This window comes from Actinocrinis sp., from assembly GCF_035938995.1.
In the GTDB taxonomy this organism is placed as follows: domain Bacteria; phylum Actinomycetota; class Actinomycetes; order Streptomycetales; family Catenulisporaceae; genus DASZGI01.
In genome coordinates this window covers 17371-30809 of record NZ_DASZGI010000309.1, presented here as the reverse complement: position 1 = coordinate 30809, position 13439 = coordinate 17371, and the positions used below count along the sequence as shown (strand labels likewise).

At 67.5% G+C, this 13439-nt stretch carries 11 protein-coding genes and 1 pseudogene; 4 read left to right on the top strand and 8 right to left on the bottom strand.

All coding sequences use genetic code 11. The features are described 5' to 3' along the window. Positions 1-545: 545 nt before the first annotated feature. Positions 546-1388: an SAM-dependent methyltransferase gene (locus tag VGZ32_RS21620; RefSeq protein ID WP_326887958.1), complete on the bottom strand. Its 843-nt coding sequence runs from the start codon at positions 1386-1388 to the stop codon at positions 546-548. Between the two features lie 123 nt (positions 1389-1511). Beyond that, entirely contained in the window at positions 1512-2312 is an 801-nt protein-coding gene (locus tag VGZ32_RS21615; RefSeq protein ID WP_414642578.1) for an SDR family oxidoreductase, read from the bottom strand. Between the two features lie 312 nt (positions 2313-2624). Here VGZ32_RS21615 and VGZ32_RS21610 point away from each other — a divergent pair, with 312 nt between their 5' ends. The 4 genes and pseudogenes from VGZ32_RS21610 to VGZ32_RS28880 all read left to right on the top strand — a co-directional run bounded on the left by VGZ32_RS21610 (position 2625) and on the right by VGZ32_RS28880 (position 4336). Continuing rightward, a complete protein-coding gene (locus VGZ32_RS21610) occupies positions 2625-2837 on the top strand; it encodes a hypothetical protein (protein ID WP_326887956.1) in 213 nt (70 codons plus the stop codon). 94 nt (positions 2838-2931) lie between these two features. Beyond that, complete coding sequence (locus VGZ32_RS21605) at positions 2932-3435, top strand: GNAT family N-acetyltransferase (RefSeq protein WP_326887955.1); 504 nt, start codon at positions 2932-2934, stop codon at positions 3433-3435. Positions 3436-3478: 43 nt separating this feature from the next. Continuing rightward, positions 3479-4021 (top strand): annotated as a pseudogene (locus tag VGZ32_RS28885) (IS630 family transposase); the annotation flags it as partial. Then, complete coding sequence (locus VGZ32_RS28880) at positions 4001-4336, top strand: integrase core domain-containing protein (protein ID WP_349263705.1); 336 nt, start codon at positions 4001-4003, stop codon at positions 4334-4336. The pseudogene VGZ32_RS28885 and the gene VGZ32_RS28880, both read left to right, overlap by 21 nt. A gap of 340 nt (positions 4337-4676) precedes the next feature. Here VGZ32_RS28880 and VGZ32_RS21595 read toward each other — a convergent pair whose 3' ends face one another. The 6 genes from VGZ32_RS21595 to VGZ32_RS21570 form a co-directional block, all read right to left on the bottom strand. Next, positions 4677-5033 (bottom strand): hypothetical protein, encoded by a 357-nt coding sequence (locus VGZ32_RS21595; RefSeq protein WP_326887953.1) that lies wholly within the window; start codon positions 5031-5033, stop codon positions 4677-4679. A gap of 48 nt (positions 5034-5081) precedes the next feature. Then, on the bottom strand, positions 5082-9104 hold the full coding sequence (locus tag VGZ32_RS21590; protein ID WP_326887952.1) for a hypothetical protein: 4023 nt from the start codon (positions 9102-9104) through the stop codon (positions 5082-5084). A 96-nt stretch (positions 9105-9200) separates the two neighbouring features. Then, positions 9201-9671 carry a hypothetical protein gene (locus VGZ32_RS21585; RefSeq protein ID WP_326887951.1) on the bottom strand — a complete coding sequence of 157 codons (471 nt, stop codon included), beginning with the start codon at positions 9669-9671 and terminating at the stop codon, positions 9201-9203. Between the two features lie 863 nt (positions 9672-10534). Then, positions 10535-11671, bottom strand: coding sequence for a hypothetical protein (locus VGZ32_RS21580; RefSeq protein WP_326887950.1), 1137 nt, complete (start codon positions 11669-11671; stop codon positions 10535-10537). Between the two features lie 206 nt (positions 11672-11877). Further along, positions 11878-12267 carry a hypothetical protein gene (locus VGZ32_RS21575; protein WP_326887949.1) on the bottom strand — a complete coding sequence of 130 codons (390 nt, stop codon included), beginning with the start codon at positions 12265-12267 and terminating at the stop codon, positions 11878-11880. A 627-nt stretch (positions 12268-12894) separates the two neighbouring features. Next, positions 12895-13431, bottom strand: coding sequence for a hypothetical protein (locus VGZ32_RS21570; RefSeq protein WP_326887948.1), 537 nt, complete (start codon positions 13429-13431; stop codon positions 12895-12897). Between the last annotated feature and the right edge of the window lie 8 nt (positions 13432-13439).

The window sequence follows — 13439 nt, the reverse complement described above, 5'->3', positions numbered from 1 at the left end:
CTCCCGCTCCCCCACCCGTATCAGCCGCAACGCCGCGAACACGTTACCCACCGCGAGATACGCAAAACGCACCAGCACAAGCAACCATCGTGGCGAACCCACCACCGCAACACGCGGACGACCACCAAAGCGCCACAGGTCGCACTAAACCCTCTGACCTGCACGGACGGAATAATCGGCACCCGCACCACCCCCGCCGACCAGCAACCCTGATCCACACCTGCAGGCAAAAGGCATAAGACTCGCTTATTGCCCTCTCAGTTTCCCTGAACCCGCGGGAGTCAAGACCCCGCGCTTGGGTAGCCGGCCCAGCACGCAGACTTCGGCGAAGCCGCAGCCTTTGGGGCCGTCATAGATCTGAAGACGCGTCAGGTTGAGCGGAGAAGCTCATAGACGGTGCAGCGGCCGATTTTCAAGGTGCGGGCTCGGTGACTGGTTCAGACCTGGATCAGAGTGAGTTTCTCATCCACCTTTGCCAGGTCGTCCGGGTCGCTGGTGACCACGACACGCCCACGTTCTGCAGCGCAACGAGGCGAATCGGTCGGTCAGTCCTTGCGGCCGATGCCGCCGTAGATCGAGGTGTGGTCGGCGTCCGAGGGGACCGCACCGTCCGGGCGCCAGCGCGAGACGTGCACCAGTCCAGGCTCAACGTATTCCAGACCGGAGAACAGTGCGTCGACCTGGCCCCGACTGCGCAGCACGAGCGGCGCAGCCGAGGCCTGTTCGTAGAGGCCGGTCACCCTGTCGGCAGGTCCAGGGTGAACGTCCGCGGTCGCGTGTGTGATCGCCAGATAGCTGCCCGGTGCCATCGCGGCCATGAGTTTCTCCACGATGCCCGGTGGATCCTCGCTGTCCCTGATGAAGTGCAGCACCGCGACGAGCAGCACCGCGACCGGTTCGGTGAAGTCCAGCACCGCGCGCACCTCGGGATGACCAAGGATAAATTCTGGATTGCGCAGGTCCGCGAAGGCCACCGTCGTTCGGCCCGCATCGGTCTTGGCGAGCAGTGCACGCGCGTGTGTGATCACAATCGGATCGTTGTCCACATACACGACGCGCGCGTCGTGCGCGATGCTGTGTGCGACCTGGTTGGTGTTGTCCGGCCCGGGAAGCCCTGTGCCGATGTCGAGGAACTGGCGCACGCCCGCCGTTGCGAGGAACCGAACCGCGCGGCCGAGGAAGGCGCGGTTCGCACGAGCGCCTGCACGAATCTCAGGCACGACCGCCGTGACGGCTTCCGCCGCCTCCCGGTCCACCTTGTAGTGGTCTTGCCCGCCAAGGTAGTAGTCGTACATACGGGCCGGATGCGCAACGGTCGTGTCAATCTGCGCCGTAGTCCAGGCACCCGCGGCCAGATCACCACGTGTGGGCGGTTCGAGATCGGTCATACTGCCCTCCCCGCCACAGCCTCGCCGCGGCACGCCACCGCATAGCGTAGAGCACTGCGACAGGGCCGGTCCCCGATCCGGCAGAACTGAGCCACGGGCCACCCCTCGCCCGCGCAGGCGAGGTTAGCCGCGGGTGAAGCCGCCTTCCGAGTTGATCGTCTGGCCCACGATCCACTGCGCTTCATCGGACAGCAGCCACGCAACCAGCCGGGCGGCGTCCTGAGGCCGGCCCCAGCGCCCCAACGGCAGCCGGTCGAGCACGCGGGCGGTCAGCTCGGGATCGGCCCACCCGGTGTCGGTCGGACCGGGATTGACACAGTTGACCGTAATGCCGCGCGGCGCCAGATGCGCGGCGAGACTCGCGGTCATCTGCTGGATCGCGCCCTTGGAGACGACGTACGGAAGTTCCGCGGGCATCGGGCCCAGGTGCTGGCCGGAGGTGAACAGCACAATCCGCCCGCCCGGGCGCGTGTCATCGTGGCGAGCCGCGAACTGTTTGGCCAGCAGCAGGCTGGCTCGGGTGTTGACCGCGAAACAGGTGTCGAGCTCCTGCACCGTGACGTGTTCGAGGTCCTGGTCGCTGGAGCGGGCGTGGTTGGCGACCACCGCGTCGATGTGGCCGAGCTCGGCGCGGGCGGCCTCGAACAGTTCCGCGGGGGCGGCGGGATCGGCCAGATCCACGGCCAGGTGGCCGGCCCGGACCCCGCCGGCGCGCAACTGCTGCACCAGTTCGTCCGCGAAGCGTGGGCAGGCGCCCCAGGGCTGCTCGGCATCGGCCGCGGGCCAGGAGGCGAGAAACACGTCAGCGCCCCTGCCGGCGACCTCACGTGCGATCGCGGCACCGATCCCGATCTCGCGGCTGACCCCGGTCACCAGAACGACCCGGCCGGCCAGCGAACCCGCAGTGTTGATCACCGGCAGCATCGTGTCAGCACTAGCGGCCGGCGGCAACGGACTTTCGCCCCGCTCACATGCCAAGCTGTCAGCTTGTGGGGTGGATCATCGCAATGTGATGACTTGGCCTTCATCAGGCCGTCGGTTCGCGGCGTCTTCCGCTCTACGCGCGAGGTTTGAGCGTTCGGTCTGCTGGGCGACGAACTCGGCGGCCTGCGCGGCGTCGCGCTGTTTGAGGGCCACGCAAACGGGCCCCTGCGTGAAGTTGATCCGGTTCGGTGGACAGGTTGGTCCTGGAGTGCCCCACACGGCTATCCCCACCCGTCTGCCGACGAAATCAGCGTGGGCGAGAACGGCAGCTCGTGGACCATGGACATTCACGACCAGCGCGTCGATACCACGATGCTCGCGGGGTTCGCCGGAACCGCAGTCACCGAGATCACCGTCCTGCGCGCCGACGGCGTCGTGGTCACCGCGAGCATGAGCGACGGACACCGCAAAACCACCCCTATCGGCCGGGTGATGACCGTACCGCCGCCCCTCACCGGTTCGTAAGCGTGCGCTAACCGGTTCGGCCGGCCCGTCCAGCAGGCCCGGGATATCAGCATCCTGTCCTACGTCAAATTAAGGGATCTGTTACTCTCGCCTCATGGTCGGTGAGCGCGACATCGTCTTGATACGGCCCGCGGGCGGGTCAGACATCGAGGGGCTGGTCGCCAGCAGCGCGGGGCTGTCCGAGGACGACGCCGCGTTGCGGGACCCGCTTCGCGACCCGCGGTGGCCACGGTTACACGCGGCGCAGTCCTACGCCGACCACCTCAACAACCCGAACATGCTGGTGCTGGTCGCAGACCACGACGGCGAAGTTGTCGGGCACCTGCTCGGCGCGTATCACGACAGCTCGGACATGTGGCTGGTTGCCCGTGCCCATCTGATCAGCATGTTCGTCCAGCCCGTCTGGCGTGGGCAAAGCATCGGGTCGCGGCTTGTCGGCGAGTTCGCCGCCTGGGCCAGCAGCCGGGGCGCCGCCCAGATGCGCGTTACCGCCTACACGGCGAACAACGGCGCGATCCGGTTTTACCAGCGGCACGGTTTTGTTCAGCTCGAGAGCACCTTCGCCACCCCGGTAACTAAGCCCGAGCCCGCGGTCTAGTGTTCTGAGTCAGGAATTCTGTTCAGAAGTGTAGGCTCGGGGTGTGACGCGGACGGGTCGGCCTAAGGCCGAGTTGGTGTTGTCGGACGAGGAGCGAGCTGCTCTGGAGGGCTGGGTGCGGCGCCATTCCACGCCGCAGGCGTGGGCGTTGCGGTGCCGGATCATTCTGGAGTGCGCGGGCGGCGCGTCGAATAAGGATGTTGCCGAATTGCTCGGGGCGACGCCGCACGCGGTGGGACGGTGGCGTGCCAGGTTCGTGGCGCACCGGATCGCCGGCCTGGGTGACATGCCCAGGCCCGGCGGGCCGCGCACGGTGACCGACGAGCAGGTGGCCGAACTGATCGCCGCAACGCTGGAGCGCACGCCGAAGGACGCCACGCACTGGTCAACCAGGTCGATGGCCGCCGAGACCGGCCTGTCGCAGTCCACTGTCTCGCGCATCTGGCGCGCGTTCGGCCTGGCGCCGCACCGCACCGAGGCCTTCAAGCTGTCCACCGACCCGTACTTCGTGGACAAGGTGCACGACGTGGTCGGCTTGTACCTAGACCCGCCGGAGCGGGCGCTGGTGTTCTGTCGATATCAGAAGCTGGTGTTGCCACGATCGATTGAACCCAGCCAATATCATTCCCGGGCCTACCGAAATGCGCTACGCCGTCTGGATATCCGGCAGAGCACCAGCCGCAGCGGCTCGTGCCTCGACGGCGCCGCGGCGGAGTCATTCTTCGCGACCGTCAAGGCCGAGATCGGCGTCAGCGCCTGGCCCGACCGCGCGACCGCGCGTCGCGACATCGAGAACTGGATCACCCACTACAACCAAAGACGGCTGCACTCCGCTCTCGGCTACAAAACCCCAGCCGAAACCCGAACTGCCTGGCAACAGCGCATGTCCATCGCTGCATAATCCAACTGGTGTCCAGAACCGTGTCGACTCCAAATCGTCGCCGTCCCGATGAAGGCACCACGTACCGCCTACACCGAAATCCACAAGTCGAGTACGACCTCTGAGGCTTTGAGGGACTAGACGGCCCCGGCGCTGTGACCGACACGTGCGCGAGCACTTCTACCTCACTCACATCCGCGCACGGACAAGGCCGATCGCACCGGCCCAGAGCTCGCCAATACGGACCGAGGCGAATACCAGCTCGAGAAGGTCCCGCTAACCCCCCGAGGCTCGACGCGATCACGCTCAATCCGAGGCGATCGCCGTACTGATTCGCAATACGGTCAAGAAAGGCATCGAACTAACCGACCTCACCCATCCCACCCCATAAAAGCCAACCAAAACCGCCGCATTGTGTCACTGCCGGCCACCGTGGCCACGACGAGGTGCGCGCCGGGCTCGGGCGGCTGTTGTGCCGATCGAGCTGCCGGTCAACGGCCAGCAGCCGCAGTTCGACCAGCACGTGACTGCGGCCCAGGCCCGCGCTCTCGCCGAACGCCCGGTAGCGGACCGGCGCCCGCCAGGCGTTCGCGGCGACCTGCGCCGCGGTGAGCGGGTCGAAGCGATGCGGGTGCGGCTCGGGCTGCTCGATCCGGTAGCACGGGTTGACCCCCAACAGCCCGTCGAGGACCGCGGTGTTGATCACGGACTTGAACACCGCCCGGTAAACGCCGTCCAGCGTCTGTGGCGCCTCATGAGTCGCGGATCAGGGCTGTGGGTTGTCGTAGTGGGTTCCCTCCTGAGGCCGGTCGCACAGGAAGACACTGTTCCCGCTCTCGCCGGGTGATTGCAGAAGATGGATGTCGAAAGGGTTCCCGTCCCGTCGGGCGATGAACGGTGCGTCGGGGAAGGTTTGCTGGTTCAGTGGCAGCGCCGGCCCGATGTAACAGGTGTTCCAGGGGGTAGGACTCGGGGCGGCCTGCCACGGCGGCGCCGAGAACGTCTTCCAGTCGCCGGTGTTGATCGGCCCTGCCGCCTTGGTACCGAACGCGTCGTAGAGCTTGTTGTCGACGAGCAGGTAGAGGTCGGGCATGTAGGAGTTGTCGACGGTGGTCTGCATGCCGGCGGGGTCGGTGCCGCCGTCCGGCTTGACCAGGGTCGAGCCCGTGCACAGCTTCAAGTGCGGCTCGGCCCAGATGCCCGGCGCCATGGTGAATATCGAGCCCTGGGGGTCGAACGGGATCTGGGGTGCCGAGATGAACGCGGCCACCTGGCCGAGAAGGTCCTTGGAAATCGGGTGGAAGAACGCCTTGACGATGTTGGCGGCGGTGTCCCAGACCACCTTCGGGACCACGTTGTTCTGGTAGCCGGTGTAGAGGGCTGCGACCCAGGCAGCGGTGCTGGCGTCAATGCCGGGGTCGTTGACGATCGGCTTGTAGCCGTCGGCTCCGCCTTCCATGGCGGCCAGCGAGAGGCAGGTGTTGTTGTCCGCCAGTGCTGGCGGTTCGACATAGGACATGTAGTTGCGTCCCGGTGCCAGGCCCGTGGCGTTGAGGTCCACAGACGTGCTGACGTCGTTGTAGGTGTTCAGATTGGGAGCGGCGTAGGACAGGTCCGGGGCCGGAATGGCGTAGTCGGCCGCGACGGCGTTCATGAAGGGCAGGATGAACGGTGCCAGTTCGGTGTCCCCGACCCGATTGACGCCGGTGACGTCGATCGAGCCGGGGTCGATCGAGCCGTCGGCGCGCAGCATGAAGTCGACGTCGAAGTGGGTCTGGGCCTTGTAGTGGGTCGGGTCGTCGAACCAGCCCCCTGGCACCGGCGAGGGAAGCGCCGGGTTGGCCAGACCCAGCCATACGGCCGTCGGCTCGGTGGCGATCGACGTGGCCCATGTGCTGAACGAGGATTTCACCGCGGCCGTGATGCAGTTTCCGGCCGGTGTCCCGGTGCATGTCGGCAGGCCAGCCGCGGCCGAGGTCTCCCCGGTCGCCCACTGGGTGACGGCGTTCTGCGAGACCAGGATCGATTTCAGGTAGCTGTCCATCCCTGTGTCGATGTTCTGGGTGGGCTGGAAGATCGAGACGGCGTCCACCGTGTGATGCACGATGGTGCCGGACACCGGCACGAACGCCGTGGCGCTGAAGGCGATGTCAGTGGCGTCGTTGCCGTCGCCGGTGACGCTGGACAGGACGACGCTCGCACCCGGATAGAGGGTGAAGTCGCCCAGTCCGACCCAGGCGTTCGAGGTCGTGGACTGGTCGATCGTGCGCTGGACGGAGGCATGGCCGTTGCCGGGGTTGATGGTGTAGGTGGCCTCCACCGCGCCGGCGCCGGTGTCTGGGACGAACACCTTGACGTTGTAGGTGCCCTCGGTCAGAGAGGACGGAGTCCAGGTGCCGGTGACAGTATTCGGCTCACCGGCCTGCCGGGTGTGGCTGAACCAGAAGTGCCCGCCGAATCCGGCGCCCAGTTGGTGCCAGTCGATGACACCGATCGGGTCGCCGGATGCGTCGGTGCCGAAGGACGCCTGGAAGCTGCCGGCGTTGTGCCAGTTGGAACTTCCGCAACCGGCCAGGTTCACGTCGCCCGGTTGGTCGTTGACGATGATGGCGTTTCCCGGCAACGTCGAGGAGCACACCGGCGGATGCGGGTCCGCCGGGGCTGACGGCTCGGCGGCTGCGGGATTCAACGTGAAGAATCCGGCCGTGCATACGGAGGCACAGCTGGACACCCAGGCTTGGTTCGCATGCCACCAGCATTCGTAGTCCGAGCGCTGGCAGTACACCTTGTTCGGATCCAGCGGATCGCACTGGTTCACCGCGGTGGAGCAGAACATGATGTCGGTGGGCAGGATCGGATACCTGGCGGAGCGGGCATAGTCCGGGCTGTCGCCGCCCAGCGGCACGTTCATCCAGCCCATCACACGCTCCTGATACGGCCAGTCACCGGGGTGGCTGGCGTCGCCGTAACTGGTCTGCAGGAACGGGTTGCGGGTGGCCGGGTAGATGGGGTTGATCGGGTTGTTCAGCCAGCCCAGCCCCCAAGGCTGCGTGCTGCTGTAGGCGTGCAGTCCGGTGTTGTACGCCCAGATCGCGAAGTACCAGTTCTCCAGCATCGACGGATCGCCGTTGTTCGCGATGATCCCGGCCCCGGTCACGTCGTTCCACTTGTGGGCCAGGAAGTACGCGGTGGCTGCGGCGTTCTCCGCGTAGTCGACCGCGACTTTCTTCTGGATCGTGTTCGGGACCGCCAGACCCGTGTAGGGATCGGTCGCCCCGACTGTCATGATCGAGGTGATCTGCCCGACCCCGTACCCGCAGTCGGCTAGGCCGTAATCGATGGTGCCAGAGGCGTTGTAGCCGTAGTAGTCGGCGATGAGCGGGTTGCCCGCAAGCCCGGGAAGGGCATGCCAAGACGCCTGGGACCAGTTCGATTCCTGCGCCATCACCGCCTCGACGACCTCCCGCGGCACCGGATGGATCACTCCCCCGAAGGGGGCGGGCAGCGGGAAGTCCGACGACGGCGCCGAGGCCGGGAGTCCCCAGGCGCCGTCGGGTCGCAGCGCCGTCAACTGTCCGCGGGCGGCCTGCTGGGCGGCCCAGTCGATCTGGGCCGCGCCCGGCTGCGGAACCTGCAGCGTCACGTCGTCCCGCGGCACCGCGCACGCCGGCGACTGCGTGGCCGCCGCTTCGGCCGCGCTGGAGCGGACCGAGCCGACATAGTCAGGCACGACCCTGGTGACGGTCGGCCCCGGCGGGGGCACGGAACTGGCCAGCACGCGGCCGGAGTCGGCGGCCCTCAGCTCGGTGGCTCCGGCCGACCGGTCCTGGGCGACCGGAGCCGGACCGGACCGGGCCGAAGCCCGCACCTGCGTCGTACCGTCCTCGGACACCGCCTCGGCGGCGGCCCGCAGCACAGCCGGTCCGCCTCGTACGCCGGGCCGCAATGCCACCCCGGCGGCCATGGTGCGTCCGCCCCGGCCGCCGTAGAGTGCGGCGCCGACGAGCGCACCGGAACCGAGGCGCGAGGCCGCTCCTGAGGCATCGAGACGCCACAGCCCGGCGGTCGTGGAGTTCTCCCGGACCAGGAGGTCGACCCCGCCGGAGGCATTGGGTCGCAGGTCGAAGGGTTGGCCGGGAAGATCTGCCATGCGCTGCTCAGCGCCACCGGACAGGCGGACCACACTATCGCCCCGCACTGCGACCGTCGCGCCGCCGACTGGCACCGCCGACGTGAGTTCCCCGTCGATCCGCGGGGATGCGGTGACCGCCTCGGTATCGGTATCCACGCTCAACAACTGGGTCGCACCCTCGTCGCGCGCGGTATACCGGGTCAGGACGGCGCGCCCGTCGGCACCGCAGCCGGGATCGAAGTACGCCAGCGACACTCCGGCGGCCAGGGGCCGAACGGCGCCAGTGTGTGCGTCGATCGCGTAGGCGTAGCCGCCGGCGTCCATGCCGTCAGGGCTGTTGGCCGCGTGCCACGGCGCGACAACTGCCACCACCTGTCGACCGTCACCGGTCAGGCATTGGCGACCGATCCAGCGCTCGTCGGAGTATCCGCCGGGCTGCACCGTCGCCAGAGGCCGCCACGCCCAGCCACCACCGGAACTGGCCGCGTACACGTGGTAGCCGCGGGTGTCACCGACACCCGTCACCACCTCGTCGCCGGCCGCGACCGGGCCGACGTCCGGCAGGGCAGCCGCAACGCGTGCTGCTACGGGTCCTGATGGCTTCGCGGTGGCGCCGCTCGCGCCGAAAAGGCCCGCCACGGCCAGTATCAGTCCCATGGTGCGGACCACAGCCGCCCGGCGGTGGAATCGGCCCCGAGCATGGGCCGTCGTTGCGTAACGCAAGGTTCCTCCTTTCACGTTCGGCAGGAGATTTCAGCACTGCGGGAGCATCGTGGAGGTGTCACCGCCAGCGTCGGAGGAAAGGGCGCGACCACCTCCGGCGTAGGCGATGTTCATTCCCCAGGGCGTGGTGTAGTCCGTGACCGCGGCCCAGACCGAGGTGGTCCCGCCGGGCCCGGTGACCGGCGGCCCGTAGACCCAGCAGGACAGCTGGGCGACGCTGTCGTGCGGCATAGCATCGATGACCGGCTCGGTCGGGGATCCGGAGTGGACGCCCCAGCCGGCCGGGGCGTCCACGCGCCTGTCGATCGGGTTGACCTCGGCGGGGCGGACGGCTGCGGTCCGCGTGCCATGGGCCGTGCGTGTCAAGGATGTCGTGGAGTGGTACTCGGAGGCCGGGTCCTTGGCGGCCGCCCGCGAGGCGGGGGCGTCGGCCATTCCCGCAGCCAGGGCCACAGTCGTAACGGCGACGGGGGGCAGCCCGCGTCGCTTGGCACGCGTCATAGCAAGATCTCCAAATCTGGGAACTCTGATTTCGATGGTCTTTCCGCCGCTCGGAAGGCGGCGTTGAGAAGGCGTTATTGCCGGTTGTCGGCGGTGGCAGGAGGAACGGACAGAGCGCCGGGCCCATGGGTCAGGACGCCGACGACACGTGATTCGTCAGTACCAGCCGGTGGAGTAGTAGTCGCTGGGATTGCCGTCGATGGCCGTGTAGTCGATGCGGGCGTCCTGTCCCGTCCATCATGTTCGTGAAGCCGCGGGAAGGAGCTGCGACGGACAGCGCCGCGAAGAGCGTGGCGACGACTGTGGCGAAGGCCATCGGTTTGCGCACGCGGTGCATGACGCTCCCTAATCTTGTTCGTGGTCCAGGAGGACCGGGTATGGCTGATGACGCTCTGCCGTCGATGGCTTCGAAGGGATGGCCGCCCGGTCCTCCGGGACGCTTCGACCGCTGATTGAGACGTGCGGACATCGCTTGTTAGGGACCCGACGGCGGGGCGTCTCCCTGGGCTTGACCTGATGGTTCGACAGGCTGGGAGTGAGACGGTGGTAGGGTCGCCCAGGCGTCCGAGACCCGGCCCATGAAACCGTCGCCGGTGCTCTCGCTGCCCTGTCGGTCCCACTCGTCGGTCGTACCGCCCCAGCCGGTCACGCTGTCCGCACGCATGTAGCAGAAGACCCCGACTGGCTGGCCATACGGCAGGGTGCCGATGATCGATTTGGCCAGCCCGGTCTGGACGTGTCCGGGGGATCCTGCTGCGACCACCGCGAGGGCGGCTGCGGCAACGGCTGGGACGGCTTTCACGCTCAGTCGGCGGCCAGCGACGGTTGGCAGGCTTGAGTGAGTGGCACGGGGTCGTTTCTCCTTAGAGCAGCTGCAGCTGGATGTTCGTCGAGCTCAGGTCCGGCCAGCTCACGAGCATGAGCCCGTCGCTGTAGTCGTAGCTGACGCCCACTCCGCCGCTGTAATACGTGACGCCGCCGATCGTGGTCGATGTGACCTTGCAGGACGCCGATCCGATCGTCTGCTCGTTGCCGCCGCCGGAGCTGCTCGCGGGGAAGTCCTGGTAGTACACGACGTGGTTCGTGCCGCAGTAGGTCAGCCAGACCTGACCCGTGGAGGTGTTGTAGGCCGCGGCGGTGTCGGTCAGCGTGGAGTGGTTCCATTCGGTCGTCTTCGACACCTGGTTGAAGACCGGACCGTAGAAACTCGTGCCCGGGGTGTATGCCGCGATGTTCAGATGGCCGCCGCCATCAGTGCCCGCCCACATCAGCCAGACCGTCTCGCCCGATCCGTGCGAGGTGCCCGAGTAGCCGGAGACGACCAGCGAGGGTCCGTCGGAGGCCGTTTCGCCGGTGTTCGTCGTGCCCCCCGGCTCCGCGCCGAACCGGTAGGCGTTCGGGTTGACGGCGCAGCCCCCGGCGTTCGGAGGGTCGATGACGCTGATGTGCACGTGGGCGCTCGCGGCGTCGACCCAGGTGAGCAGGAGATCGCCGGTACCGTCGAGTCCTTCAGTGGACAGGTACGGGGTGTCGTTCGTCACGCCGTACGGGGTATCGGGGCTCACGCCAGCGAGAAAGTTCTTCATGTCGGTGACACAGGCGAATTCGTTGTTGACCAGATAGGCGATCTGGATGTCGCCCGTGGTGCCGTCGGCCCAGGCCACGACGACGGCCTGGCCGTGGACGGACGCGATGGACGGCCCGGTGCCCACGAAGGTCGAGGAGGCGCCGTCGTACCAGCTCCCGGCGATTCCCATGCTGCTGTCGAGCAGCACGACGTGGACCAGGCCCGCAGCACTCTCATCGGCGTACGCGACGTATTCGGCGCCACCGGCCTCGGTAGTCGACGGCAGGTTCCCGGTGTATCTGCCGATACCCGTGTCCGCGCGCGCCGGGGCGGCGAACAGAGTCGTCGCCATGGCGAGGACGACTGCGAGGAAGGCGATGGCTCGCCAGTATCGGCCGGCGGAGTACCGCCCGGCCCGGATATATGTCGTCACGTGGTTTCCCTCCTGCTGATCGGTAGCGGTATCGATCAGGGACACAGACATCCCCGTTCCGCACCGGAGGCGACCGAAGTCACACCGGCGTCGGCATGTCCTGTGTAAGGGAAGAAAGTTGATCGGTGTCGCGGGCGGGCGCCGAACAATCAACGCCGAACGGCGACCGAACGGCAGGGCGGGTCGCTGCTGGCGGACCTCGGATGTTACGTCGCCGATCGCTTCGATGCCGCATGGGACACGCGAGCCCGCGAAGCGCTCGCGCAGGCCACCCGATCGCCGGTCGACACCCCGCCAGCCGAACGGGACGCCGAGCCGGTGGCGGCGCGCTCGCGCAGGGTCTCGTTGCCAAAGGTCGCCACGGCTGCAGCTGCGCTCGGGACCGTGATCGGCGTGTTCCTCGCGTTCCTCTCGCTGCGGTCGGCCTCGGCCCCGGTCAGTGTTTCACCGCCGGCATTCCTCCCGGTCAGCATCGCGCCGAGCACCCGCCCCGTCAGCACGGCAAGCAGCACGGCGGCGACCATCTCCGGCACATCCCCGACCCCGGCCCCGAACGCTCCACGGGCCAACGCGAACCCCTCCACGATTGCGGTCACGACGACCAGTGCTTCCAGCGCTCCCGGCACTGCTGGTTCTGCGGGTGCCCCTGGCTCTCTCTCCGTTACCCCGGTGCTCCCGGCTACCCCGGCGCTCCCACCACTCAGCGCGGGTGGGGCCGGCCGCGATAGCGCCGACTTCCTGGTAACACCGCCCGGTTCGGCTTCGGATCCTGATTCGGCTGGACACGGTGATCTCCGTGATGATCGGAGATCACCGCACCGCCCCGCGGGGCGCGTATCCGACCTCACGCCCAGTGTGGACCACACACAACTTGCTAGCCGCACCGCTTCCTCGCCGCAGGTGGCCCACGCGTGCCACAAGCGCGAAGCGCTTCGCACGACTCTCGTTCGCCCCTGCGTCAGCGCAGTGGTCAGCGATCGAATCCAGTGCATCCGCACCGCCGGCGAGTCCGACCACGTCTTCGCCAAGTGCACGCGAGTCCAAAATCACCAGTTCGTCATGAGCTGCATACATCCCAATACCCCTGAGTCTCAACCGTGGCGCTGAGATACAGCTGAGATGTGACCTCGCCATGACCGGTCGCCGAGCGCCTGTGAGTTTGTCCCACTCGGCCGGCGTAGCGCGCGGCGAGTCGCGGGCCGTGACCTCGGTGTGCAATTCGCTCACGGCGTCGAAATGCGGTGTCGATGAACGGGGAGACGGCAAGCGGTCCGGTGGACGCGCGGAACTGCAGCGCGTCGGCGGGCGGCGGTCGTCGGCCTCGACCAGCCACGGCTCGCCCTGGTCCTGGTCGTGTCGGGCACCCCATGCGCCGTTCTGGCCACGTGTTCGACCGCTGCGGTAAGTCGGCGCACTGAGCGCATGGCGGAGCGCGCGAGAAGCAGACTGTCTCCCGTCGCTACCGCGATGCCACTCGCCGCGGCGACGGCGAGCCACAGCTCCAGGCTGTGCAGCGAGTTGCCCACGGTGCTCAGCGACTGGATGAACGAGATCGCGTAATCCGGTGTCGAGGACTGGATCGTGAAGACGCGGACGTGTTCACCCTTGAAATAGGTGCCGTAGAAGATCTTGCCCGGCCGCGACCTGGCGGCCACCGCGACCTGAGTCGGCATCCCCGTGGTCGGGTACGTATATGTGGTCCCAGTGATTCCACCACCCCATGCGCAGGCGATGCCATTGGACGGGGTGATCTCAGCCATGTCTCCGC

Coding starts and splice junctions, on each gene's coding strand:
- VGZ32_RS21605 (WP_326887955.1), top strand. CDS start 2,932: ATGGTCGGTGAGCGCGACATCGTCTTGATACGGCCCGCGGGCGGGTCA.
- VGZ32_RS21615 (WP_414642578.1), bottom strand. CDS start 2,312: ATGCTGCCGGTGATCAACACTGCGGGTTCGCTGGCCGGCCGGGTCGTT.
- VGZ32_RS21590 (WP_326887952.1), bottom strand. CDS start 9,104: ATGGGACTGATACTGGCCGTGGCGGGCCTTTTCGGCGCGAGCGGCGCC.
- VGZ32_RS21585 (WP_326887951.1), bottom strand. CDS start 9,671: ATGACGCGTGCCAAGCGACGCGGGCTGCCCCCCGTCGCCGTTACGACT.
- VGZ32_RS21620 (WP_326887958.1), bottom strand. CDS start 1,388: ATGACCGATCTCGAACCGCCCACACGTGGTGATCTGGCCGCGGGTGCC.
- VGZ32_RS21570 (WP_326887948.1), bottom strand. CDS start 13,431: ATGGCTGAGATCACCCCGTCCAATGGCATCGCCTGCGCATGGGGTGGT.